Here is a 24,452-nt window from a genome sequence, read left to right on the forward strand (position 1 = left end):
ACCAATAAAAACAGGGCAAAAACCTATTACTTAAGGAGTAGAAAAAGCCACTATTTAGCCCATAATTTAGGCTACAATATAGCATCAAGCCCAACGCCGCCCTCTGTTGGTGCAACAGATCCCGAATTTGAACCTAAAGCCCCGATATGTGTGTGGCTAAAGTCGCAGTAATTAAAACAAATACCAGGGCTATTACGGCAAATAAGCGTGTCGGTCGTACACCTCCACTCGGGAGGGATAACGAAAGCCCCCCCCAGCTTGTAACCTTGTGTTATGGAAATTGACTAAAAGATTGTTTATCCACAGAGAGAATGAAAAAAGCCAGCGTGATTATTCACCATGCTGGCTGAGTAAGTTATTTGGCGCACATTCAGTTTAAGACCCAGAGAAGTAACACTTAATCCAGTCGTAAAGTATTGCTTGATTAACCCCAGCCTGAGAAATCTCTTTAAACTCACCGGCTGGATCTTGATGGTTAAAGGTAAACTGGTAAGAAATAAACTCAGGACTATGGTCATGTAAAACCACTAAAATGCGCTTGCCTGTTTTCAGGCAATCTATCGTCATTAAGTCGGCTGGCACACCATTTTTACGCATACTACGGTTAATACCAATGACCGGGTCTATATCTTCAAAATCTTGCTGAATTCGAAAATGCGCGACGTTGGCTATATCCGTTAGGCTCACTAATCGCTGCTCGCTAGCAGAGGCTTGTTTATCGATATTTTTCATTCACTAACCCGCGCGTAAAGCTAAGATAGCCTTAAGGTCTAAAGGTTGAGGATAAGCACAAAATGCAGGGTTCTTTTCTGCAATGGCATGTATCGACATTCGGTCTGCAAGTTCGTTGCCCTCTACCCCTACGTGGCCATTAACATGCAATACTTGCAGCTTGCCTTTGAGTGCATCATAGCGCTCGAACATTTCTTGAATCAACTCAAGATTTTTAATCTCACCACTGGCCTTTTTCCAGCCCTTTTTCTTCCAACCCGCGGCCCACTGGGTTACACACTGAATCGAGTATTTAGAGTCACACAAAATAGCCACTCTTAAGCCTTTAGCCAACTCTTTTTCAGCCATAATCATCGCCTGATTTAGCGCATGTAACTCGGCGGTATTATTGGTGCCATTAGGGTTATACAAGCCATACCATAACTCAGCGACTTGATTGTCTCTATATAGCGCAAGGCCAGACCCAGCTTTACCAGGGTTGGGTTCACAACCACCGTCGGTAAATATTTTCACTTCCGCTGCTAACTTATTTACCTCTGCAGCCGTATAGGTCTTAACAGTTTGCCCAGAGGAGCGCTTACGCGCAATGGCAGTGGCTCCAGCTTTAACCGTGCTACTCGCATTGCCACCAAAAGCGGCTTCGGCCTCAGCTAAGGTGGGAAACGATTTATAACGTGCACCCGCAAACTTATCGATGTGGCGTTTACAGGTTGGCCAATCGGTAAAAATGCCTGTCTCACGACCTTGCCAAACTACGTAGTACTTTTTAGCCATGCTGAACTCTCTCTTATATTTGCTTGCTAATATAACCAGCTGGCGCTTAATCATGAAGAGAAAGTTAGTTAAAGCGGCAAGTTATTGAGTGTTGCGCCGCTAGGCTCAATCAAATTGAGCCTGCTTATTTTAACCTAGCAGCCAATCATCGATGGTGAAGTCTAAAGCAACTTGGCATCACCCCAGTCACACTCACTACGCACTGCTTTCGAGGAAGGCATAATTGTTTTTGCCGCGATGTTTTATGGCGTACATCGCGCGGTCAGCCAATTTAACCAGTTGTTGAGGGTTATCACTATGCTCTGGGTATAAGGCTATACCAATGCTGGCACTAATACACACGTCCACCGAGTCGATAGTAAATGGGGTAGCGACGGCGTGAATCATTCTTTCGGTAACAATAGCAATAGCATCACGCTCAATAACGCTACTCAGTATCACCAAAAATTCATCTCCGCCGATGCGTGCAACCGTATCAACCTCTCGAACGCAGGCACACAAGCGTTCGGTAGTCATCTTTAAAACCTGATCCCCAGCATCATGGCCAAGTGTATCGTTAACCGCTTTGAACCCATCGAGGTCAACAAATAACACCGCCACCATAGTGTTATTGCGGCGCGCGAGGGCTAAGGCGCTTTCCATACGGTCCATAGACAGCTTGCGAGTCGGTAGACCGGTGAGTGCGTCATGATAAGCCAAGTGATGAATGCGTTTTTTTGCGTCTTTTAGCGCCGTAATATCTTCTTTCACCGCCACAAAATGGCTAATTTTACCATTGCGTGTTGTAACCGGTGCTATTGAGGCTATCTCCCAAAATAGTTCGCCGTTCTTTTTACGGTTATGAAACTCTCCCCGCCAAGTATCACCCGCCGAGATGGAACTCCACAACACTGCGTAGTCTTCAGCAGCCATTTCACCCGATTGCAAAATACGCGGGTTTTGGCCGATAAGTTCTTTTGCAAGATAGCCGGATTTTTCTGTTGCTGCAGGATTCACGTAGTCTATAGCCCCGTCACTATCGGTAATAATTATCGATGATGCGGATTGCTTTACCGCTTGGGAAAAAATACGTAATTCAGACTCAAGGACCGCATAAGTCAGCAATATTAAGCTTATTGCAATCCCACCGATGATGAAGATACCGCCAAGAAACACGATGGAGGAAGACATACTGGCATGCATAAAAGATTGTCCTGGCGAGGACAACAAAGCAACGATTCCCCGCCCGCCGTGAATAATACCAAATGAAGCAAAAACAATGGCGACGGCGACCCCAGCAGAGCGCCAAGGTACATTTTTCTCACGCAATAAGGTAAACACTATCGCAGCGCAAATCACAACAAAGGCCGCTGAAAGTACTGCAATTCTAATATTTAGATTGGGTTCAATGTAATTAAAATAGTAAAACAGAGCTGCAACCAATGGCAAAAGCCCAAAGTCTAATAACACGATGGGAGGTCGCCCAGTAAAGACACGTAAGCCGCGCAATAGCAGCAGAAACCCCAGTACGTAAAATGAATTGGCCATAACCAAAGAAATAAAATCGGGAATGCTACCGCGCCCGGAAATCAAGATACTGCCGGCGGCAATACAAGACATTCCCAATGCCCAAAAGCCGGCCCCGTTAGCACGAGACTGTGCTCGCCATAGCGCGATCAATGCTACGGCAGCCCCCAGGGAGATAAGAGCAGTTACCACCAGTAACGTTCGGTTATCTAGCATAAACATCTTACTATCATGTTAATTCCATTTATTTAATACACCGCTAAATGTAGAACTATAAGCGAATAGATACCGAAGGCTTGCTCATAAACTTGGGAGGTGGCAAATTTTGCAACAATAAGATCCCACCGAGTGACTTAATAACACTCAGCAGCTTATCTGGGATAGTCTTCAACTTGGCAAATAATATATCACTCACCAAATAACCAATCTACTGAGAAAGCCCCCCCCTGCAAAAGAAATAATCGCTAACGCCGAACACGACCAAACCATCAGGCTGAGCTGAAACAGCCCCCCAATCGATGGTCGTATTCGAGGCCTTAGAAAAGTAGTTAGGCTTTTTTCAAACGTTGATACAAAGAGTCTTTCAATACCGAGCGATCATGCTTGAGCTGATGCATAGCTTCATCATCGATTGGTGCGCCATTTAACTCCAATACTCGGATTTCTTTATCTAACGCATTGTAGCGTTTAGTATCTTTAGCAAAAGCCTCGTCGCGCTTTACCAATGAGGTAATGGTATCGAGTAAATCAGGAAACTCTTTCGCTAAAGAATGATCTTCACCTAACATAAAAACTCCTTCAAATTAAACTTACAATAAGCAATAGTAAAGTGGCTATTACCACCTGTTTGCTATTTAACGTTAGCAAAAGGTAGAAAAAACACCGCTTTTTATTGGTTAATAACGCTAATGGCAAGCAAGTTGAGCGGCCTATGACAATCTTGCTAATACTGCTGGACTGCAGATGAAAATCAGGGTGAATGCTAGACACTAAAAAACACTTTAGCGCCTTTACCTCACTTTTGGACAAAGCCCTGTACAGTATTTAGCTTTACTTGCAGGCCTCCAAAGAGAAAAAGTAACCGATGCCTTTGCCCTAGCTATGAGCCCTTGAAAAACCACCCATACCCAGTACAGTAACGCGCGCCAACTAAATCTGTACCTTGCAGATTTAGAGAAAAAATTGTGACCATCAGTGGCTCAAATACTCTCCCCTTAAAAACAAAAAACTCCCTAGCACAAGGTACCAGAGAGTTTATTTGTAAGTCTAGTTATTGCGCTAACGACTAACTAGCGTCATTCATTAACTTGGTTAGTTGATACTTGGGGTTTATCAACTTCTGTCATTAAACCTTTCATCAGGCTAACACAGCCCAACAAAAGTATAATGGTAAACGGCAATGCAGCAATAATGGTAATGGATTGCAGAGTTTGAACAGATTCAGTACCGCCAATCCACAACATAAGCATTGCGATAGCTCCAGAGATAACAGCCCAAACGACTTTCTGTTTGATCGGTACTTCTAACTTACCCCCCGCGGTCATGCCATCAATAACAATAGAACCCGAGTCTAAGGTTGTCACAAAGAAAACAACAATCAGTACTACAGCAATAACAGAAAGAACATTCCCTAAGGGGTACGCATCTAACATATAGAATAAGCTTAGAGAGACATCGGCAATGCCTTGATCAAGGCCTAGTTGCCCCACCTTATCGATCACCTGTTGAATCGCAACGCCACCGAATACAGACATCCAAGCCGTTGTTACCAATGTTGGAATAAGCAATACACAAAGAAGAAACTCGCGAACGGTACGCCCTTTAGATATGCGAGCAACGAACATACCAAACAGAGGTGCATACGCAACCCACCATGCCCAATAGAACACCGTCCAACCGTGCAACCAAGCGGTATCATCACGGCCAGAAGTTTGGCTTAACGGAAGAATGTTTTTCACATAACCCGTTACAGCGGTAACCAAAGAATCCAACACGGTGGTGAAATTAAAAACAGCAATCAGACCAAGGAATACAAACGCAATCACCATATTCAGATTACTTAAAAACTTAACGCCTCCATCCATGCCTCGTATAACAGAAACAATTGCTAAGCCCATAATCAACACAATAATGGCTTGCTGAAGATAGAGGTTATTTTCGATTCCGAAAACATGGCTGATACCGCTAGCCGCTTGTGCGCCCCCTAAACCAAGAGAGGTCGCTAGGCCAAACAAAGTAACCAATACTGTTAATACGTCAATTAGGTCACCCGTTTTACCCCAAACTCGGTCACCCAACAAAGGGTAAAACACAGAGCGCATAGAGAGTGGTAAGCCTTTGTTGTAAACAAAGTAGGCAAGGCTAAGGGCTGTCATGCCATAGATGGCCCATGCGTGTAAGCCCCAGTGGAAGACAGTTGCCCCTAACGCCAGTTCACGACCAGCCTCGGTATAAGGTTCAGCATTTAGTGGCGTACCAAACCAGTTGGTAAAGAATGCCGTTGGCTCGGCAACGCCCCAAAAAATCAGCCCAATGCCCATGCCTGCAGCAAAGAGCATTGCTATCCAAGATGTTTTGGAATAATCAGGAGTTGCCTGATCCCCTCCTAAGCGAATTTTACCTAAAGGTGAAAACGCTAAAATAATGGCAACAACTAACAAGATGTTGGCTCCCCACATAAAGAGGAAGTCAAACTTAGACAGCGCAGCACCCTTAATGAAATCAATGGCTGCTTTTGCATCTGCTGGCGGTAATGCTAGAAGGGTAACAATGAAAAGAATAGACAAGCCAAGTGAGACGACAAAAACAGTGTTATGGACATCCATCCCCCATTTACTGATGTTATCTTGACCCACTTGATAGTCAGTAGATTCAATACTGTACTTTTTTGATTTTAAACCCATAAATTATGATGTTCACATATTCGAATTAACGAATAGTACGACCAACTCCATATCCAATGACAACTTGATTGACTAGCCACGCCATAAAAACATACATGATATAAGTGATTCATGGCCTTTGCTCAACCGCAAGCGGCGCATTCTATCACCAAATGGAGATCCCTTAATTGATGTTAGCCAGTCGCTATCGAAGTTCTCTGTTTGCCAAAAAGGAATGACGGTAAGGCATTGCGAAATCATCGGTAGCCTAATCAAGAGAACAGACTGATATGTTGTAGCGGGGTTCGACACATTCTGTAACTAAAAAATGGGGCTTAAATCTATCCTAACTAATGCTATCTCGTCTTGGCTGTAAATCATGTTGTGGAACAACGGTGTTGGCCTAAAACCGTAACTCACATTTGGACAAAACTTGTTAAAAACTTTATAGGGGCTGAGTGAACTCAAATAATGTCAGCTATTAAAAATAGCATGCAAAGTTGTGGACAATTTACGTATCCACAACAATTCAACGTTGAAATCGATAGATTCAAAGAAGGTAACTACTGAGTTACTACTCTGATGCGGTCTACGTCGACTTTTACTGTTGTCCAACCTTGGTCTACTTCACCTTGAACAATAAGTTTAGTATCTGCTATCACATTAATACCGTGCCAATCTTCGTTTTCTATTTCCACAACAATTTGGCCCGTCTCATCACTAAACGTATATAGCTCATGACCAATTTGTTCTGTGATGTTGCCAGTAAGAGTCACATAAGCATCGTCTCTTGCTTCAGACGCAGCCTTAACCGTATCCGGATTAGCAATATTGCCGTTAAAACCAACCGATGATGACTGATTAGACGCATTCGCCTAACCCGAAGAGAACCCACCCTGCGCAAATGAGCCAGCACTGGTTAGCGTTACTAGAGTTAACACACTTGAAAGCAATAATTTATTTTTCATGATAAACCTTATTTAATTTAAATAGATACGAAGTAATTCCATTTCTAGTACGTCTTGATTTAGGTCTATGCTAATGAGTCTGTAACAAAATGTGTAACTAGAAAGTATTCGAAAAACGAATACAATGCGCGAAATACTATAAATCCATTCTATAAATTCATTCTATAAATGTGGCTACTTGGTATAACCAAACCAATCCCTTAGGGCAAGAATGATCTCATCAATAACTTCACGGTGGGGATAATCCAATCTGTAGTACAGCATCAGCTGAAATGACGGATCGATTTCTCTTTTATCAAAATTAAGCGACACCACTTGTTTCGATTGAATCGCTGGGTGCACGATGTATTCCGGAAGCAATGCTATCCCTAGGTCGCTTTTGACCAGTGACACCACAGTATTAGCATCACTACACTCGATCATCTCTAGACTTTTGAATAAGGCTGTATCGTATTTATGGGTTTGTTCATAAGGAGCAGACCAAATAGAAGTTTGCGACAACAGCATATCCAATTGTACGTTCGGCTCGCCACACAAGGGATTATTGGGGTGCGCAATCAAAGTCGTATTTTCTTCACCAACTAATGCTCCACCCACGTTGGGATAAAGGGAATCAGCGACAATACCCAGTGCAAAATCGACGAGTTTGTTATCAAGAGCCAACTGAATATGGGTCATATCCGCATTTTTAAGCGAGATCTGTAGGTTAGGCCATGATGTTTTCAACCGACTAATTACATCGGCAATACCTTCCCCATCTATTAACTCACCAAAACTGATCGCTAATTTAAGAGGTGTAGAGTCACTGTGTATGGAAAGCGCAAGGTTCTCAAATTTTTGCAGATATTCAATAGCAATCTTTGCTTTGGGAAGTAAAAGTTCGCCTTTTTCACTTAGGACAACAACTAAACCATTACTTTGACGATCAAAAAGCAAATACCCTAACTCGTCTTCAAGTTCACCTATCCAGCGACTCACTGTAGACGAAGACTTGCCCAACTTACGAGCTGCTTTGTTAAATGTTCCCATTTCAGCAGCGGCGATAAAGCACTCAAGGTTGTGACTTGAAAATGTTAGCACTGTTTCATCCTCTCGATTTCCCATAGCAATACAACCACTCCAAATATGGGTCATTTCGTGCTGCAGGCTTTCTCGTTATGGTGCGATTATAGAACACGTCAACACAAACAACTTAATTTAGAGGCTCCACATCAGGTTGCCTTTACAAACGAAAGGTATTTATTGTGAAAAAACCAATCTTAGCCACAATTCTATTAGCGACAACTATAGGCTCTATAACATTGGCATCGGCAGCAGATGAAGTGCCTCTATCTAAGTTTTATGAAGGCTACACGGTAGCGGAAATCCCAGCAGATGGATTCCAACAATGGCCTTATTACACATATGCATCAGCACACATCGAACAGTTTTTACGTTATGGCGTACACAAACTACCTGCATCAGTAAACCCTGTTAAAATTGAACGTGTAGGTGGATTTGAAATCTCACCGGAACTACGTAAAGACCTGATCGACACACAAGTAAAAGCATTCGTAGTGATGAAAGATGGCAAGGTGCTAGCTGAGCACTTCGACAATGGCTTTAAGGCTGGCATGTTAAATAACTTGCAATCAGCAGCGAAGTCTTACGTTGGTGTTTTACTAAGCCACGCGATTGATTCAGGCAAGGTTTCTCTTGATGAGAAAGCGAAAACTTATTTACCAGAGCTAGAAGGTTCTATTATTGGCGAGGCAACTATCACCGAGTTGGCTACAATGAATTCGGGCATCGAGCCACTGAGTGACTATCACACTCCTGGCTCTAATGGTTACGAATGGGAAAAAGAGATTGGTCTACAGAACGCAGGTGAGCCAATTGGTCACTTAAATGCAATCAAAGCAGCTAAAGCGACACAAAGCGAGCGTGGCACAAACTGGGATTACACAGACCAAAACACTGACACACTGGCTCTTATTATCGCTAAAGTTGAAGGTAAGCCATTTGAGACATTACTTGCTGAGCTACACAATAGCTACGGCGGTAATGATGAAATTCAAATCGCAAAAACATCTGATGGCACAACATCTCCATCGTATGGTATCAACACCAGTGCATACGACTACGCGTTATTCACTAGCTACATTGCACAAGGTAAAGCTGGACAATCTTTTTATGCAGAATTAAAAAATTCATCTAACGATGTACTTAATGTTACGCCTTTGATTAAAGACGTATTTGCTGCAGCAAGCCCTACAACGTATGACATGCAGTCGTACACAATGAAAGCCGAAAATATCGTATATTCTCACGGTTCATTCGGTCAAACTGGTTTTTCTGACCTAGAATCTGGTTATTCTGTAATCTACCTATCAGATTGGTACACAAATACAGTTGCACCTAACCTACAAAAGCAACTAATCAATACGGTAGACATCATTAATGAACTACGAGCTAAATAATATCAATTAGTTAAAAGCCATCGCCCGCATCGGGCGATGGTCATAATTGAAGTTCTATCGCCCGTTCTTCAGGGGCAGGTCTCGCCTTTTGCTCACCATTAGCTTACGTATTCCAAAATCAGAAGTCTACTGTGCGCTCTGATACCGCTTGCAACTCGTTTCGGTGCAAAAGTGAGTTACCTAACCCAACCCTGAACAGTTTCGAGTGACGACTGGAAGCAACAATGTCTTGAGAGGCTATAAAGTGTCTAGAATTTTCAGGCCTTACCAGCTCCACCTAAAGATAAATGGGGAAAATTCATTACGAGTGCCAATATAGACACTCGAATACTTAATGAGGCAAAGGTGAGCTAGGTTGTGCACTTTGTATGCTCACCAACGTCAAAGTAATAAAACTAAGCCAAACGAGTTATAAAATCCCACCATTATGGCGAGAAACTATCGTGGATAGATAAGCTATTGAATTACAAAAATTACATCCGATTGTAAAAATGACACTGTAAGCAAAATCTACAAACACCAGAAAAATATTTAGCGTAAGGGCTTGCTCCAAACAAATATACGAAATATCATATATATGAATTTTCATATATATAGTTTCAATTATGTTATCAGTGTTATTTCTATGTACTGCCAATGCTGCTCGCTCCCAGTTAGCCGAGGCTTTGGTAAACCAACGCTATGCGCAGCATTTTGTGGCTTATAGTGCCGGTACTCAGCCAAAAGGCATAGATCCAAGAACCCTGCGACTTTTAGAAACACATGGCTTATCAATTGATGGCTTAAGCAGTAAAACCATCCACCAGCTTGATCTTCAGTTACAACAACAGCATGGCCAACCGGCGCGATTTGATTTTATTATCACCCTATGTGATAGCGCTAAACAAGAATGCACCTTGCTGCCTAATGGTGCCGCTATTTTACATTGGAACTTAAGTGATCCAGCAGCCGAACCCGGCACCGCTTTATTTGAGCAAGTATTTAGCGAGCTTGAATTACGCTTAGCCGAGTTTGTCCGCTTTAATCACAACCCCACAGCCGCATTACAATTACCCCCTATCGAGGTTTTTAAGCAATTTAGCGACAATACGCGCTTGCAGATTTTAATGTTAATTGAAGATGAGCTGCGGCTTTGTGTTAATCAGCTGTGTTTTGCCTTACAAGAAAGCCAGCCAAAGATATCGCGCCATTTAGCGCTATTACGCGAATGCCAACTGTTGTCTACCACTCGCCAAGGCCAGCAGGTGTTTTATCATTTAAATCCACTGTTGCCAGAATGGGTGGCTCAAACGCTGTCTACCACACGTATGGCCAACCCCAGTTATATCAATCAGCCTTTATCGCGTATCCGCGAATGGGCTAGCCCAGAATTACTCACCCGTTTAATTAATCAAGATTAAGGTAACACTATGTCTTCACATCCTATTTTTGCCGTTGATGTTAGCGACAACGCTCAATTGCTTTTAACCCCCTGCCCGGGTACTAAAGGTGTTGATTTATCTACGTCTTTACAGCAGCTATGTTACAAAAACAGCCCTGCCCTTCTAACCATGATGACCAAGCAAGAAATGGCCGATAACCAAGTGAGCGACCTGCCTAAACACGCGGTGACTTACGATATGCAGTGGTTCCACTTAGCCCTAGAAGACGACACCGTGCCAGACCAAGCCTGGGAAGATTACTTTTTGATTGTATTACCCCGCTTTGTACAGCTCATTAACAGCGGTGTAAGTTTGTCGCTGCATTGTAAAGGCGGCAGCGGCCGAACCGGGATGGTGGCAGCACGTATCATGCTTGCTTTGGGCTTTGAATTAGACGACGCCATCAGCAAGATTAAGGCGGTACGCCCTAACGCATTCACTGTGCCCGCACAGCTTGAATATATTCAGAAATTTGCCAAATAAGAGTAACCGTTAACATGACAATTAAAGTAGGAATTAACGGCTTTGGCCGCATTGGTCGCTTAGCGCTACGTGCCGCTTACGATTGGCCAGAGTTAGAGTTTGTCACCATCAATGATGTCGCCGGTAACGCCGAAACGTTAGGGCACTTGCTAGAGTTTGATTCGGTGCAAGGCCGCTGGAATCATAGCGTTGAACACAATGCAGAAGGCATTGTGATTAACAATAAAACCATTAAGTGCTTTCAAGAAAAAGATTTAAACAACGTAGATTGGTCGGGCTGCGACGTCGTGCTGGAATCTACCGGCGTGCATCGTTCAAAAGCATTATTAGCCCCTTACTTAGCCCAAGGTGTGAAACGGGTGGTGGTATCAGCGCCAGTAAAAGAAGACGGCGTAGCTAACATTGTCGTGGGTGTGAACGACGATATTTTTGAGCCAAACTTGCATCAAATTGTTACTGCCGCGTCGTGTACCACCAACTGCTTAGCCCCTGTCATTAAGGTCATTCAACAGCATTTAGGCATAGAGTCTGGGTGTATGACCACTATTCATGACCTAACCAATACCCAAACCATACTAGATGCGCCGCATAAAGACTTACGCCGTGCCCGCGCCTGTGGCATGTCGTTAATACCTACCACTACCGGCAGCGCTAAAGCGATATGCGATATCTTTCCTGAGCTAGACGGCAAGCTAAATGGTCATGCAGTGCGCGTGCCGTTGGCCAATGCGTCACTCACCGATATGGTGTTTACCCTTGAACGTGACACCACGGTAGAAGAAGTAAACAGCTTGTTTAAACAAGCCAGTGAAGGTGAGCTTAAAGGCATTTTAGGTTATGAAGAAAAGCCCCTAGTATCGATTGATTACAAAGGCGACCAACGCTCTAGTATCGTAGATGCAAAATCAACCATGATGGTCGGCAAACGTATGCTTAAAATCTACGCTTGGTACGACAACGAAATGGGTTACGCCACCCGTACCAGTGAGCTGATCCGTACCGTTGGTTTGGCAGATAAAGGCTAGATAACTCATGATTAAGACGCTACCCCAACAGCTCAAGCAGTATTTGCTAGTAACCTTTAATTATTGGAACTTCACCATTACCGATGGCGCACTGCGCATGCTGGTTGTGTTGTACTTCTACCAGTTAGGTTATTCGGCCATTGCGATTGCTATGCTGTTTTTGTTTTACGAGTTATTCGGGGTAGTGACTAATCTGATTGGTGGTTGGTTAGGGGCGCGGATTGGCCTAAACCACACCATGAATATCGGCTTGGCGATGCAAATTATTGCCCTGCTGGCATTGGGACTGCCCTCTGAGTATTTGTCGATCCCTCTAGTGATGGCCGCTCAGGCGCTCTCAGGTATTGCCAAAGATCTTAATAAAATGAGTGCCAAAAGCTCGATTAAAGGCTTAGTAAAACAAGACCAACAGCACAGCTTGTATAAGTGGGTGGCGATACTCACGGGCTCAAAAAACGCATTAAAAGGCTTTGGTTTTTTCTTAGGTGGCGCACTGCTTAATTCCATAGGTTTTCAATATTCGATGCTGGCTATGGCGGCTGTGTTATTTATCGTGTTGATGCTGAGTTTACAGCTACTAGCAAAAGATCTTGGCAAAGCTAAAAGCAAACCCACGTTCTCTCAGTTGTTTTCTAAAAGCCGGCAAATCAACATACTGGCTGCAGCACGATTATTTTTATTTGCCGCCCGCGATGTATGGTTTGTAGTAGCACTGCCGGTATATTTATCAGCTAGCCTAGATTGGTCACACATTCAAACAGGTAGCTTTATGGCCATTTGGGTAATCGCCTATGGAGTGGTTCAGGGTTTTGCACCACGCATCACCGGCAGTAAGACAGGCAAGGTGCCGGGGCGAAACTCTGCGCTTAGTTGGGCAGTATTACTCAGTGTTGTGACCGGTGTTTTAGCGTATTTAGTGCAACTTGCTTGGCAACCACAAACCACCATTATTGTAGGCTTGTTAGTGTTTGGTGTGGTCTTTGCGGTGAACTCCTCGTTACACTCTTATTTAGTGGTGAGTTATGCCAGTGATGATGGCGTTTCAATGGATGTGGGCTTTTATTACATGGCCAATGCCATGGGGCGTTTACTTGGAACCCTGTTATCAGGCGTGGTATTTCAAATGGCCGGCATAGCGGCGTGTTTATGGGTAAGCTTTACTCTATTAGCCATCACGAGTTTGATTAGTATCGGTTTGCCCAAACGAGCCCCAAAAACCTAGAAATATAAAACGAACAGCCATAGCGCTATGGCTGACCCTACAAGCTAACTAAGCGAGCAGCTATACTCGACGATAATGCCGCCATACACATGACACCGTAATGACAGGAACGTTGAACATTAAGTATCAAACGTCATTCGTATCAGGGCTCAATTTATCGTTTTGCAATAAAAAACCTCGGCTAAAATACTAAATGCGCATCGCTGCCTGTTGATTGGTCTAGACTAAAAGAGTGTACGGCAAGCTAGAGGGGAAAGTAGTGCTTTAGCAGGCGTGAAATGACCAACCTTGAAGCACGGCTTGAATTATCCAGCACTACAATTGAAATCTAAATGACAATATGGTCGGTTTTTTGTTTAAACCCGCTCTCTCATCGTGTGTGAGAGCTTGATAAAAACAATGGGCAGTTGCTGATATTTAGGATAAATTGCTATATCTCAATATAACTAACAAGCTTGTTAGTTATATTTTAACATTAAACTAAATACCGATTGCTTTGTTGCTTCATATGTCAAATTAAGGTGTATTATCAATGGTTACCGATGACAGCTTGTTCCAAATAGTCAAAGATTTTCCTCCACAAGCTTGGTCAATCAACATTGATAGCAGCAGTTTTCAGTGTCCTAAACAGCTCATTGCAATGCTGGGTTATCCAAACCAATCGGTCATTACTTTGTCTCAGTTGTTTGCCGCTTTTGAAAAACCTCAGCTACTGCTGCTAAAAAAGCACATAACACAGGTGATCGACACCGGTGAATCCATCACTCAAACGGCGGTATTAAACACTTTTAACCACCGTTATATTGCAGAAATCATTATTCATGCAATGCCTAAAGGTAAACACCAAGTTACCGGTACCATAGAGTTAAAACAGTTTTTTCTTACCAAACAACAGGAATTAGAATTTTTAAAAAGCTTATTTGCTAAATCAAATGAAGGCTTTTTAATCGCTGACCAGAACCACTCTATATTAATGGTTAACGCCGCCATGTGTCGCAATACCGGTTACCCAGAGCACGAGTTATTGGGACGCCCAGCCTCGATTTTGAAAAGTGGCCGTTACAATACGTCATTTTATAGAAAGCTTTGGCAACATGTAGATGCGCATAAAATATGGAAGGGCGAGTTACTGGCTAAAAGTAAACAAGGCGAAGTATATGCTCATGAAACGCGCATTCAGCGTATCGACCTGCCCGACAAAAGCCATGTTTATGTTTCATCTAGCCATCGTTTAGAGACCGGCGCTGATTTGTGGGATGAAGATAATCCCGACAGTACCACCAAGGTTCATGTACCGGATAAACAGGCATTTACCAATCAACTCTCCACGGCTTACAAAGCGCTAAACAATAAAGATACCATTATTTGCTTAGTGTTTAGCCTGACTCTAGCTCAACAAACCAGCGTTATGACACAACAATGGCTAACGGCTCAGCGTTTCAATCAGCTAAACACACACGGTCACTTAGGCATTTTGAACCCAAAGATGTTTGCCGCTTATTGGGTGGTGCCGAAAAAAATGGAGCATGTTGAGCTCACCTTAAAGCAAGCGATAGCGGCATTAGAGGGAGAAAACAGTTACGAAGATATCGGCTTGTCTGCAACCATCCATGCGGGCGCTTCTGTTTTGCAAATTGATGCTTCTTCGCCAGCCCAATTGCTTAGCCATGCTAGCCAAGCTCTTATCGCCAATGCTCAAGGCAATGAGTCGACCCTGTATTACTTTGACCGAAGGCTTTCCAAACGTTTTAGCCGTAAATCTATTTTGGCCACAGAGCTCAATAAAGCGCTAAATGCCAACAAAGTAGAAGTCTATTATCAACCGATCGTGGCACTGCCCAGCTTAAGCATCGTAAAATTTGAAGCGCTATTTAGAATAAAACTTGATACTGACATTCCCTACAGTGTGCAAGAGCTGATCGAGATTGCCGAAGAATATAATTGGATAGACAAAATAGATGCTGCCGTCACGCGGCAAGCCTTGAACGATTTACCGATCCTGCAAAAACACTATCGCAGCGCCAAGCTGGGCATGTCGATTAATCGCTCAGTGGCAAATGACCGCTTATCTCATTGTTGTTTGGAAGACACCTTAAACATCTTTGAAGATAGCGATACAGACCTCAGCTTAATCACCCTTGAACTGACCGAATCTGCTTATTTTGACGATTCTTATTACCACTCTAAATGGTTAGATAAGCTTAAAGCCCATAACATTGCTATCGCGCTAGATGATTTCGGTACCGGCTTTTCTTCCTTCTCTTATCTACGGCAAATACCGGTTAATATTGTAAAAATAGATCGTTCATTTGTATCGGGTTTAAGCGAAGAGTCCAACGAATACTCCATGATTGACATGCTGTGTAAACTCACCCATAAAATGGGCGGTAAAGTGATCGCAGAGGGGGTAGAAACAGAAAAAGAATTGCAGTTATTATCTAAACTTAAAGTTGACATGCTTCAAGGTTATTTGTTTAGTAAACCTATTAGTCTGGCAGATACCTTGGCAAACTCGAGAGATAGAAAGTATCTCCAATTGGGTCAATGTATCCATGTAGAAAAGGTGGTTGACGCACAGATGGTTATGCGTCGAGATATTCCTAAAATTGGCCCTGACGCACAATTAAAAGAAACCTTAGATTTGTTCGAGCAATACTTATCTAGGTATTTATTAGTGATAGAAAATAGCCGTTGCTTAGGAGTATTGCACCTTAAAGATGTGAACGCTGCCATTAGCCCCTATTTAAATACTAAAGGGGAGCAAAATAGAGATTTAGTCACACTCAACAAACGCGTACACCAAGTTATGCAAAAAGATCATACCCAAGTAAATTTAGACACACCGTTTGACCAGCTATTTAAAATATTTGTCAGCAACCCCTATACCGCCATTGCAGTAACAGGGCCTACCGGTGTCTGTTTGGGTATAATCGCTTTACAAGATATGCTGTTAAAACAACAAGACAGTTTATTAGACTTCAACCTCAACGATAAAGTCACGTAAACTGCGCCCTATCAAATACCAAAGAAGTCAATCAGATGGATTATTTAGCCTTAAATAAAGCCGCTTGGGATAAACGCACCGAGCTACATGTAGATTCTGAATTTTATGATGTTGCCAGCTTCTTAACTGGCGCAAGCTCACTGAAGCCCATTGAGCTTAAATTAATGGGAGATGTAAAAGGTAAAAAACTTTTACACTTACAATGCCATTTTGGTTTAGACAGCCTGTCTTGGGCTCGTTTAGGCGCACAGGTTACCGCGGTAGATTTATCCAGTGAAGCGATCAGACAAGCCAAAGAACTCGCTCAAAAAACCGGGCTAAATGCAGAGTTTATCTGTGACGATGTTTATCATTTTGGTGAGAATACCCAAGCCATTCATGATTGGGTATTTACCTCTTATGGCGCTCTATGTTGGCTGCCAGATATTAACCGCTGGGCACAAGTGGTCGCCGCCAGTTTGAAAGCGGGCGGTAAACTCTGTTTAGCCGAGTTTCACCCGGTGCATGATTTAATAAGCGGCTATGGTTATTTTCACCGCGAAGAAGCCGATTTAGACGAAGAAGGTACCTATACGGAAAACGACGATGGTGAAGTTAGCCCCATGCTCACTTGGGGACACCCCGTCTCTGATGTGGTTAATGCCTTAATTAAAGCCGGATTACATCTAGAACAATTAGATGAATACGATTACAGCCCTTACAACTGCTTTGAAGATCTAAAAGAGCGTAAAGCAGGTGAATTTGTTTATGAGCACGAGCATTATCCATCGCCTTTGGTTTACAGCATTATTGCTAGCAAACCTTAGCCGTCAACACCAGGTCAAACGGCGACGCTAAGGCTTCGCCTTTCATCGATAATCTTACTCATGCTTTTATTTACAACTGCACATACAGCATAGCTATAATAGCTATTCGTTAACTAAGTAAGCACTCGCTAAATAAATAGCATCTAAACCTGTCAAATCTCATTTTACCTACATTCAAATAGTCGCGATTCTATAGTGGCAGCCTTACTGCATGATGTTACCAAGTAAAGTTTAGTAGATGAACTAATTGTCGCAAACATCAGATAAATGTAAAAAAATAATTGCGTTACATATAAACAATTATATTCTTAACGAGAATTTTAAAACCAAGGATGATAACTCCGATGTTAAACCGTTCATTTTTTTTACTTTTTGTGTGTTTTTTTCCCCTTTTAGTTAGTGCTAAAGTGTATACCACTTCTTTTAAAATCATTGACCCGAATGCTTCATCAGAAGCAGTAAAAATCGCTATCTATGATTCCTTAACACGACGCGGATGGACGGTGGACGAGCAAAACAATCTACAAACCGTTGCTCACCTTCACAAACGCACAACCAAAGCAAAAGTAGTCATCGATTACAGTTCTACCCATGTAGACATTAATACCACAGGGACACGCACTTACTCTGCTCCCGGCATGTCACCAAGTGAACCGATGGTGGAAACAGAGAAAACCTTCAACCCAAGAGGTTGGATTAAAAATATTGTAAACGACACAAAGCGCCTGCTACCAAATGCGATTAACCAAGTCAAAGATCAAGAAACTAGCCAAGAAAGTTTAACCGCTCAGTTAAGCGAATTAAAACAGCTATTTGAGCAAGGTTTAATTAGCGAAGAGATTTATTTGGAAAAACAACGCAATATTCTGCAGTAATAACAAGGATTTGCCTGCTCCACTAGCGCTGATCAATATAGCCCCATTTAGCGGTTTGATTGGCGCGATTGTTAGGTTTAAGAAATATCCATGCGCCACAAGCAACCACTAACAAGGCGGCTACGCTAAACGCGACGATTCCCGCCCAGCCCCAAGCACTATAGAACGGCTGCATTAATGCCCCACCGCTGGCGGCGCCGACATAGTAACTAATGGTATACAAGGCCGAAGCACTTGCCTTAGCGTTAGTTGCATGTTGGTTTACCCATGCGCTAGCTTGAGCATGGCTAAAGAAGAACCCCATTGATGAAATCACCATAGCCAGTAGCAACACCCAAAGTTGACCACTTAAGCTTAAAACACTGGCGGCAACCATCACCATCAAACCGATCAAAATACAGCTTTTTCCGCCGTAGCGTTGGGCAATACGCCCCGCCGAAGATGCCGTAAAAGTACCGCCTAAATAACTTAAAAATAGTAATGAGGTTATGCTGGCAGGAAGTGAGTATGGCGCGTCGGCCAAAATAAAAGTCAGGTACGAAAACTGATTGATAAACACGCCAAAACCCACGCCCCCCACTAAGTAAGCACAGACTAACTGCGAATTAGCTAAATGCTGTTTATAGTGACTTAAACTGTGCAGCAAACGCCAAGGGCTAATGGCTTTAGGCGCTTCAGCGGGTAACAAAAAACACACCGCAATACCCATCAATAAACTTAACATTGCGACTAATACAAAGGCCATTTGCCAAGACCCCAATAGATCAGCGCTCCACCCTCCTAGTAAACGGCCACCAATTCCTCCTAAGGAGTTCGCAGCGATAAAAATGCCAACTGATTTTATTAAGGCATTAGCGTTTAACTGCTCCGCTAAATAAGCAATAGCGACAGCCGGTACGCCCGCTAAAAAAAGGCCCTGAAAAAAGCGTAAGGCCACAATATAGTGAAAAGACTCGGGCTGAGCTAAGCCGATAATTAAACTAATACAAGGCACCAATATGATAGAACTCAGCAAAATTTTACGCCTGCCTATCGCATCAGATAATGACGCCAACAACAACAAGCCAAGCGCCATGCCTAACATGGCAGCCGATAAGACGCTGCTAGCGGCTAATGCCGATATTTGATACTTAGTGGCGAATATCGGTAACAAGGGTTGAACCAAATAGAGGTTAAAAAAAGTCACCAAAGAGGCTGCCGATACGGCAGCGGTAACTTTCCAAAAGCCTTTACTGTTTTGCGGATAATTCATTATGGCGCTCGTTAAGCTTTGATGTACTCATGCTATGCCGACACTACCAATAAATAAAATATATTAGTATTATCGTAACCATAACTTTTGTTTATGGATGGCAGTGAGATGGAACTTCGACAGTTACGGCAGTTTGTTAGCGTAGTGCAACTGGGCAGCTTTACGGCGGCTGCTAAACACCTCGGTATTGCTCAGCCAGCGATCAGCGCCACCATAAAAAAACTAGAACAACAATTGGCGATGCAATTACTGCAGCGTAACGAACGTAAGATCATTGTAAGTGCCGAAGGCAAGGTATTATACCAACACGCTGTTCAACTCCTTAAGCAAGCCGAAGATGCTGAGCAGGCGATGCAGTCACTTAAAGGCTTAGACAGTGGTACGGTCACGATTGGTATTCCAAGCATGATGGGCTCATACTTTTTCCCTCCCTTACTGATGGGCTTTAAAAGCCAATACCCACAACTTAACTTGTCAGTAGTGGATGCGGGCACAGAGCTAGTCAGAAAAAAACTTCTGAGCGGGGAGTTAGATTTAGGCATCGTTGTGACTCAAGATGTCCCCGCAGAATTGCATTGCGAGCCTATCTATAAAGGCGAATTATTAGCCTGTTGCAGCCAAGATAATCCACTTAGTAAACAATCCAGTATCAGCCACAAAGAGTTTTTGGATCACGAGCTGGTGTTATTTCGCGAAGGGTATTTCCATCACAAGGTGATTGAACAAATTAGCCGCGAGCAACAGCAAGTCCCTCAAGTGTCTTTTCAAACCAACCTGATCCCACTGATCAAATCAATTGTCGCCAGAGATTTTGGCATCACAACACTGCTTAGCATGGTGGTACAGCCCGGAGACGCGCTGCACTCTTTAAGTTTTAATCCCCCCTTCTTTCTTGAACTAGGGCTAGCTTGGCGACGCGATGCTTACATGTCGCGCGCCAATCAACGTTTCAAAGATTTTGTACTAGAGAATTGTAGATTAGCTGACAGCTAAACTAAGGCAGCTAATTGCTCTTTAGCGGCTTGCATCTGTTGCTTAGCTTGCTGCTCACCCATGTTTAAAGCTTCTGCATACACCACCTCAACGTCGCTAATGCCCAAAAATCCCAAAACTAGTTTTAGATGAGGAATTTGAGTGTCGCTAACCGCATCTTTATGCACACCACCGCGAGTAGTCACAATAATCGCTTTGGTATTATTGACCAAGCCGACCGGACCTTGTTCAGTATATTTAAATGTGAGACCAGCACGGGCCACTAAATCTAACCAGTTTTTAAGCTGAGTAGGAATGGAAAAGTTATACATGGGTGCTGCAAGCACCAACACATCAGCGGCTTGTAACTCTTCGACCAAAAGGTTCGACAAGCTAAGTGCTTGCTGCTGGGCTTGGTTTAAATGGTCACTACCGCGTAATGCTGTGGCAATTTCTCCGGTTAACACGGGTAAAGCTTCAGCGGCTAAATCGCGAGCAATAAGCTTGGCACCCTGCTGCAAATAGCGCTCTGATAACTGATCGATTAAAGCAGATGAACTGGAATATTCTCCCAATATGCTCGACTTAAGCGTTAATACTGTACTCATAAGAATGACATCCCATTTAATGACTATTGATTTTGATGAGATGAATTTACCAACAAATAATTAGAACAAAAACCTCAACTTTTCGCCACTAATCTTCGATTTAGTAGACATATAATCCGAAACTGCTCGCTGCCAATTTCAAATAAACTCGATATACTAAGGCTATCCCCCTCTCAAGGACGAGCCAGTGTCTAGCGAAAAACCCACTCAAAGCCCCATGCAAAAAAAGCTTTACGAAATCATATTTGGTTACAATAGTAGCGCGGGGAAACGCTTCGACTTAATGCTAATTGTGGCCATTTTAACCAGTGTACTGGTGGTGATATTGAACTCCGTTGGCTCCTTAGAACAGCAGTATCACTTTTGGTTTATTACGATTGAAGTGGTGTTTACGGTGTTCTTCACCCTTGAATACATAGCTAGGTTGTACTGCTCTCCCAGCCCTAAAGAGTACGCAAAGAGTTTTTATGGGGTCGTTGATTTACTGGCTATTTTGCCCACTTACTTAGCGCTAATCTACCCTCCAGCTCAAGTGATGCTGCTATTTCGATTGCTACGAATACTAAGAATTTTACGGGTATTAAAACTAGTCCGGTATATGAGCGAAGCCAATGTACTTCTGCGCGCCTTAATGCTGGCTAGACGCAAGATCTTAGTATTCTTATTCTGTATTTGCTTAACCACCACCATTTATGGCGCTCTCATGTACGCCATTGAAGGCCCTGAAAATGGCTTTACCAGTATTCCTAAAAGTATTTACTGGGCAATTGTCACCATCACAACGGTGGGATATGGCGACATTTCTCCCGTAACGCCGCTCGGCCAAGCACTGGCAGCCTTGGTAATGATTACTGGTTTTTCAATTATTACCGTCCCTACGGGCATTGTTGGTGCCGAACTAGCTAATGAGATGCGCAGAGAGCAACAAGCCAACCGCTGCTTGCATTGTGAGAGAGCCGGTCACGACCACGATGCTGACTACTGTAAACACTGTGGAGCAAGTTTATTGGAGGAGTCATAAAACTGTATTACACTGCAATTAAGCTACGAAGCTAAAATCAACTTAGCACAAGGCATGCGCCTGAGCACGAAGAGGAATCAGCATGGCAATAATTGCAGGGCACCGGGGCGTAACCGGTAGCACTCCCGAAAACACCCTGGCTGGCTTAGATAAAGCGGCTGAGTTAGGTTTGGAGTGGGTAGAGTTTGATGTTTTTCTAAGTAAAGACCATCAAGCGATTGTTTTTCATGACGAGAGCTTGGAGCGCTGCACTAATGGCAGTGGAAAAGCGACCGAATACACCTTGTCTCAGTTACAGACCTTAGATGCAGGCGCATGGTTTGCACCGTCGTTTAGTGGTCAAAACATTCCTAGTTTACGCGAGTATTTATTGCACGCGAAAAGACTCGGCTTAAAGCTAAATCTAGAGTTAAAGTACCACCAGCAACCTCGTCAGCAGTTAGTTGAGGCGGTGTTAGCTGAACTGGCGCATTGCAGCTTTCCGCTTAACAATTTACTGATATCAAGCTTTGATCATCAAGTATTGCTATTTTTGCATCACCAAGCACCAGAAATAGACCTTGCGCAACTCTATACAGACATTCCAGAACACTGGTTACAACAGTTGAAAGATATCGATGCCGTTGCTTGTCATTGCGATTATAAGAAGCTAAGTGTATTACAAGCTAGAGAAATCAAACTGGCGGGTTATCGTTTGTCTACATACACTGTAAATGAGCCCTCAGAAATAACCACCTTGATGCCATGGTTAGATATGGTGATAAGTGATTATCCAGAGCGTTTTTTATTAGCTTAGAGTGATGCGACAACGCTTCCGCTCTATCGCAGGAAGCGAAAAATGTCCCACTTAAGTGTCGTCTCGGAACAGCAGCTTAAAGAAACAATACTTGACCAAGTATTGGCGTTTTTATTGGAGGGGGATTGGCAGCAAATCGAAATGAAAAATATTGCGATTCACTGCCAAATCAGCGATCAACAATTAGCGAGTTGTTTTCCTAACTTACAAGCGATTACTTCTGCTGTGAATCTTAGGTTAACTGAAAATTTTATACAGCACTTAGATCTAAGCTCCCGCGAGAGCTTGCGCCTTTCTTGGTTAGATAGCCTAGAGTCACCTCGTTTTAGTGCTATTGTTCACTTGTTCATTGATGCTTCTAGGCAAAAAAGTATTGCATGGCGACTAGCCAATGTAGGTTGGAGCCAATTTACCAATCATGTCGCCAACCATTTAGGTTATCAAGCAGTAAACCAAGACTTGCCATGGTTACTGGGTAAGTCGATGCTCAAGTTTATCAATCAACGTAGTCGTATTAATCTAAAAAGTAGCAACACCACTTAAGCGAGTTTTGCCGGCGAAAGGTGGTCTCGTTGGACGGCTATTATTAGAACAACGCTAAATAACACAGAATTTATAAGTCGCTAGGTATTAGCGAATAAATAGCTGCATGCACTGGTTTACCATATTCGACGACTCTCGCTCTTGCTAGACCTTCAAACTGGGCATTGGCTTTGTCTGCCACCCTACGGCTTGCAAAATTGTGCTCAGCAATCACCATTTCTAACCGATTTAACTGCAAGGCATTAAAGGCATAATCGGCCATCAAGCTTACCGCTTCAGTAGCAATACCTGCTCCACTGGCGCTTTCTCTAACCCAATAACCAAGATTGGCCGAGCGATAATTCCACTCAATTCGGTTTATCGCAATGGCCCCCAAGAACGCCCCGCCCTGGTTGGCAAAAATGCCCATGTCAAAAGCGATGTTCTTAGCAATAGCCGCTTGGCTCAAGGCTAACCAAGAACGGCTCTCATCTTCTGGATAATCTTCTTCCATCCACTCTAGCCAACGCTGTCCATTTTCTGCGGTTTCACGTACAGCCTGAGCATGCGCAGCTGCGTCTTCAGGCAAATAAGGGCGGATTAATACCTGTTGGCCTCGCATTCATATCTCCTATTAACTGGCATTCACATAAATATAGCCAATAAAACCCAACCAAGATAAACCCAGTAACGCCCATGGTAGCCATTGACGCTGAGGCGACTCAAGCGATGTTGTTTGAGGCTCATGCGGCACACTAACAGCCACCTTAGATTGTTTTTTACGTTGTTTGTCAGCTTCTCGCATCTTCGCTTTATGCTGTTTTTTGTATTGCTCAATCCCTTTTTGAATACCCGCAGAAATAAGCTTCGTTTGCTCTTTGCTTTGTCCGGGTCGCTGGGTTGCTTTGGCGATACTGTCAGCGGTTGCGACAGTTTCATTTGATATTTGAGATTTATTTGCTTTGGCCACATGCGCTCCTAGGTTTTTGTATTACTTTGAACCAAACTGCTAGCCAAGTCCAAGATTTCACACAACTCTATTAAAACACTGAGTTTTTCACAGAGTAACTATCTTGATCATTTTTTTGAATCACGCTTAAGCGTACACTAAAGAAATTTTTTTA

22 protein-coding genes and 1 pseudogene are annotated in these 24,452 nt (G+C 43.2%); 12 read left to right on the forward strand and 11 right to left on the reverse strand.

All coding sequences use genetic code 11. From position 1 onward, the window contains the following. Positions 1-375: 375 nt before the first annotated feature. The 7 genes and pseudogenes from M0C34_RS15380 to M0C34_RS15410 all read right to left on the reverse strand — a co-directional run bounded on the left by M0C34_RS15380 (position 376) and on the right by M0C34_RS15410 (position 7,996). On the reverse strand, positions 376-732 hold the full coding sequence (locus M0C34_RS15380) for a hypothetical protein (protein ID WP_248712563.1): 357 nt from the start codon (positions 730-732) through the stop codon (positions 376-378). 3 nt (positions 733-735) lie between these two features. Then, positions 736-1,506, reverse strand: coding sequence for a ribonuclease H family protein (locus M0C34_RS15385; RefSeq protein ID WP_248712564.1), 771 nt, complete (start codon positions 1,504-1,506; stop codon positions 736-738). Between the two features lie 195 nt (positions 1,507-1,701). Continuing rightward, a complete protein-coding gene (locus tag M0C34_RS15390; RefSeq protein WP_248712565.1) occupies positions 1,702-3,228 on the reverse strand; it encodes a sensor domain-containing diguanylate cyclase in 1,527 nt (508 codons plus the stop codon). Between the two features lie 332 nt (positions 3,229-3,560). Beyond that, a complete protein-coding gene (locus tag M0C34_RS15395) occupies positions 3,561-3,800 on the reverse strand; it encodes an HP1242/YdcH family protein (RefSeq protein ID WP_248712566.1) in 240 nt (79 codons plus the stop codon). A gap of 507 nt (positions 3,801-4,307) precedes the next feature. Continuing rightward, positions 4,308-5,915: a BCCT family transporter gene (locus tag M0C34_RS15400; RefSeq protein WP_248712567.1), complete on the reverse strand. Its 1,608-nt coding sequence runs from the start codon at positions 5,913-5,915 to the stop codon at positions 4,308-4,310. 542 nt (positions 5,916-6,457) lie between these two features. After that, positions 6,458-6,748 (reverse strand): annotated as a pseudogene (locus tag M0C34_RS15405) (YgiW/YdeI family stress tolerance OB fold protein); the annotation flags it as partial. A 288-nt stretch (positions 6,749-7,036) separates the two neighbouring features. After that, entirely contained in the window at positions 7,037-7,996 is a 960-nt protein-coding gene (locus M0C34_RS15410) for a LysR family transcriptional regulator (RefSeq protein WP_248712568.1), read from the reverse strand. Between the two features lie 110 nt (positions 7,997-8,106). Between M0C34_RS15410 and M0C34_RS15415 the strand changes: the two genes are divergently transcribed. The 8 genes from M0C34_RS15415 to M0C34_RS15450 all read left to right on the forward strand — a co-directional run bounded on the left by M0C34_RS15415 (position 8,107) and on the right by M0C34_RS15450 (position 18,157). After that, positions 8,107-9,321 carry a serine hydrolase domain-containing protein gene (locus M0C34_RS15415; RefSeq protein WP_248712569.1) on the forward strand — a complete coding sequence of 405 codons (1,215 nt, stop codon included), beginning with the start codon at positions 8,107-8,109 and terminating at the stop codon, positions 9,319-9,321. A 605-nt stretch (positions 9,322-9,926) separates the two neighbouring features. Beyond that, the gene (locus M0C34_RS15420; RefSeq protein WP_248712570.1) at positions 9,927-10,721 is read left to right on the forward strand and encodes a metalloregulator ArsR/SmtB family transcription factor; all 795 of its coding nucleotides are present in this window, start codon (positions 9,927-9,929) and stop codon (positions 10,719-10,721) included. A gap of 9 nt (positions 10,722-10,730) precedes the next feature. Beyond that, positions 10,731-11,225, forward strand: coding sequence for a phosphatase domain-containing putative toxin (locus M0C34_RS15425; protein WP_248712571.1), 495 nt, complete (start codon positions 10,731-10,733; stop codon positions 11,223-11,225). Positions 11,226-11,239: 14 nt separating this feature from the next. Continuing rightward, a complete protein-coding gene (locus M0C34_RS15430; protein ID WP_248712572.1) occupies positions 11,240-12,250 on the forward strand; it encodes an ArsJ-associated glyceraldehyde-3-phosphate dehydrogenase in 1,011 nt (336 codons plus the stop codon). Positions 12,251-12,257: 7 nt separating this feature from the next. Continuing rightward, the gene (arsJ, locus tag M0C34_RS15435; protein WP_248712573.1) at positions 12,258-13,472 is read left to right on the forward strand and encodes an organoarsenical effux MFS transporter ArsJ; all 1,215 of its coding nucleotides are present in this window, start codon (positions 12,258-12,260) and stop codon (positions 13,470-13,472) included. Between the two features lie 532 nt (positions 13,473-14,004). Further along, positions 14,005-16,476: an EAL domain-containing protein gene (locus tag M0C34_RS15440; protein ID WP_248712574.1), complete on the forward strand. Its 2,472-nt coding sequence runs from the start codon at positions 14,005-14,007 to the stop codon at positions 16,474-16,476. A 35-nt stretch (positions 16,477-16,511) separates the two neighbouring features. Continuing rightward, positions 16,512-17,282, forward strand: coding sequence for a class I SAM-dependent methyltransferase (locus M0C34_RS15445; RefSeq protein WP_248712575.1), 771 nt, complete (start codon positions 16,512-16,514; stop codon positions 17,280-17,282). 407 nt (positions 17,283-17,689) lie between these two features. Continuing rightward, positions 17,690-18,157 carry an SHOCT domain-containing protein gene (locus M0C34_RS15450; protein WP_248712576.1) on the forward strand — a complete coding sequence of 156 codons (468 nt, stop codon included), beginning with the start codon at positions 17,690-17,692 and terminating at the stop codon, positions 18,155-18,157. A 22-nt stretch (positions 18,158-18,179) separates the two neighbouring features. On the opposite strand, the gene M0C34_RS15455 is transcribed toward M0C34_RS15450, so the two are convergent. Beyond that, positions 18,180-19,409 (reverse strand): MFS transporter, encoded by a 1,230-nt coding sequence (locus tag M0C34_RS15455; RefSeq protein ID WP_248712577.1) that lies wholly within the window; start codon positions 19,407-19,409, stop codon positions 18,180-18,182. Between the two features lie 108 nt (positions 19,410-19,517). On the opposite strand from M0C34_RS15455, the gene M0C34_RS15460 reads away from it, so the two are divergent. Next, positions 19,518-20,402, forward strand: coding sequence for a LysR family transcriptional regulator (locus M0C34_RS15460; protein WP_248712578.1), 885 nt, complete (start codon positions 19,518-19,520; stop codon positions 20,400-20,402). Here the strand turns inward: M0C34_RS15460 and M0C34_RS15465 are convergent. Next, on the reverse strand, positions 20,399-20,989 hold the full coding sequence (locus M0C34_RS15465; protein ID WP_248712579.1) for an NAD(P)H-dependent oxidoreductase: 591 nt from the start codon (positions 20,987-20,989) through the stop codon (positions 20,399-20,401). The two genes, M0C34_RS15460 and M0C34_RS15465, sit on opposite strands and share 4 nt — an antisense overlap. Positions 20,990-21,176: 187 nt before the next feature. Between M0C34_RS15465 and M0C34_RS15470 the strand changes: the two genes are divergently transcribed. The 3 genes from M0C34_RS15470 (at position 21,177) to M0C34_RS15480 (ending at position 23,349) form a co-directional block, all read left to right on the forward strand. Next, a complete protein-coding gene (locus M0C34_RS15470) occupies positions 21,177-22,010 on the forward strand; it encodes an ion transporter (protein ID WP_248712580.1) in 834 nt (277 codons plus the stop codon). An 82-nt stretch (positions 22,011-22,092) separates the two neighbouring features. After that, on the forward strand, positions 22,093-22,806 hold the full coding sequence (locus tag M0C34_RS15475; RefSeq protein WP_248712581.1) for a glycerophosphodiester phosphodiesterase family protein: 714 nt from the start codon (positions 22,093-22,095) through the stop codon (positions 22,804-22,806). A 42-nt stretch (positions 22,807-22,848) separates the two neighbouring features. Then, positions 22,849-23,349 (forward strand): hypothetical protein, encoded by a 501-nt coding sequence (locus tag M0C34_RS15480; RefSeq protein ID WP_248712582.1) that lies wholly within the window; start codon positions 22,849-22,851, stop codon positions 23,347-23,349. A gap of 70 nt (positions 23,350-23,419) precedes the next feature. On the opposite strand, the gene M0C34_RS15485 is transcribed toward M0C34_RS15480, so the two are convergent. Both M0C34_RS15485 and M0C34_RS15490 read right to left on the reverse strand, forming a co-directional pair. Next, positions 23,420-23,950 (reverse strand): GNAT family N-acetyltransferase, encoded by a 531-nt coding sequence (locus M0C34_RS15485; RefSeq protein ID WP_248712583.1) that lies wholly within the window; start codon positions 23,948-23,950, stop codon positions 23,420-23,422. 12 nt (positions 23,951-23,962) lie between these two features. Continuing rightward, positions 23,963-24,298 carry a DUF2956 domain-containing protein gene (locus tag M0C34_RS15490; protein ID WP_248712584.1) on the reverse strand — a complete coding sequence of 112 codons (336 nt, stop codon included), beginning with the start codon at positions 24,296-24,298 and terminating at the stop codon, positions 23,963-23,965. Positions 24,299-24,452 lie beyond the last annotated feature (154 nt).

This window comes from Agarivorans sp. TSD2052 (assembly GCF_023238625.1).
Taxonomy (GTDB): domain Bacteria; phylum Pseudomonadota; class Gammaproteobacteria; order Enterobacterales; family Celerinatantimonadaceae; genus Agarivorans.

Coding starts and splice junctions, on each gene's coding strand:
- M0C34_RS15465 (WP_248712579.1), bottom strand. CDS start 20,989: ATGAGTACAGTATTAACGCTTAAGTCGAGCATATTGGGAGAATATTCC.
- M0C34_RS15395 (WP_248712566.1), bottom strand. CDS start 3,800: ATGTTAGGTGAAGATCATTCTTTAGCGAAAGAGTTTCCTGATTTACTC.
- M0C34_RS15380 (WP_248712563.1), bottom strand. CDS start 732: ATGAAAAATATCGATAAACAAGCCTCTGCTAGCGAGCAGCGATTAGTG.
- arsJ (WP_248712573.1), top strand. CDS start 12,258: ATGATTAAGACGCTACCCCAACAGCTCAAGCAGTATTTGCTAGTAACC.
- M0C34_RS15475 (WP_248712581.1), top strand. CDS start 22,093: ATGGCAATAATTGCAGGGCACCGGGGCGTAACCGGTAGCACTCCCGAA.
- M0C34_RS15480 (WP_248712582.1), top strand. CDS start 22,849: ATGTCCCACTTAAGTGTCGTCTCGGAACAGCAGCTTAAAGAAACAATA.
- M0C34_RS15385 (WP_248712564.1), bottom strand. CDS start 1,506: ATGGCTAAAAAGTACTACGTAGTTTGGCAAGGTCGTGAGACAGGCATT.
- M0C34_RS15485 (WP_248712583.1), bottom strand. CDS start 23,950: ATGCGAGGCCAACAGGTATTAATCCGCCCTTATTTGCCTGAAGACGCA.
- M0C34_RS15460 (WP_248712578.1), top strand. CDS start 19,518: ATGGAACTTCGACAGTTACGGCAGTTTGTTAGCGTAGTGCAACTGGGC.
- M0C34_RS15430 (WP_248712572.1), top strand. CDS start 11,240: ATGACAATTAAAGTAGGAATTAACGGCTTTGGCCGCATTGGTCGCTTA.
- M0C34_RS15390 (WP_248712565.1), bottom strand. CDS start 3,228: ATGCTAGATAACCGAACGTTACTGGTGGTAACTGCTCTTATCTCCCTG.
- M0C34_RS15440 (WP_248712574.1), top strand. CDS start 14,005: ATGGTTACCGATGACAGCTTGTTCCAAATAGTCAAAGATTTTCCTCCA.
- M0C34_RS15420 (WP_248712570.1), top strand. CDS start 9,927: ATGTTATCAGTGTTATTTCTATGTACTGCCAATGCTGCTCGCTCCCAG.
- M0C34_RS15425 (WP_248712571.1), top strand. CDS start 10,731: ATGTCTTCACATCCTATTTTTGCCGTTGATGTTAGCGACAACGCTCAA.
- M0C34_RS15400 (WP_248712567.1), bottom strand. CDS start 5,915: ATGGGTTTAAAATCAAAAAAGTACAGTATTGAATCTACTGACTATCAA.
- M0C34_RS15410 (WP_248712568.1), bottom strand. CDS start 7,996: ATGACCCATATTTGGAGTGGTTGTATTGCTATGGGAAATCGAGAGGAT.
- M0C34_RS15445 (WP_248712575.1), top strand. CDS start 16,512: ATGGATTATTTAGCCTTAAATAAAGCCGCTTGGGATAAACGCACCGAG.
- M0C34_RS15455 (WP_248712577.1), bottom strand. CDS start 19,409: ATGAATTATCCGCAAAACAGTAAAGGCTTTTGGAAAGTTACCGCTGCC.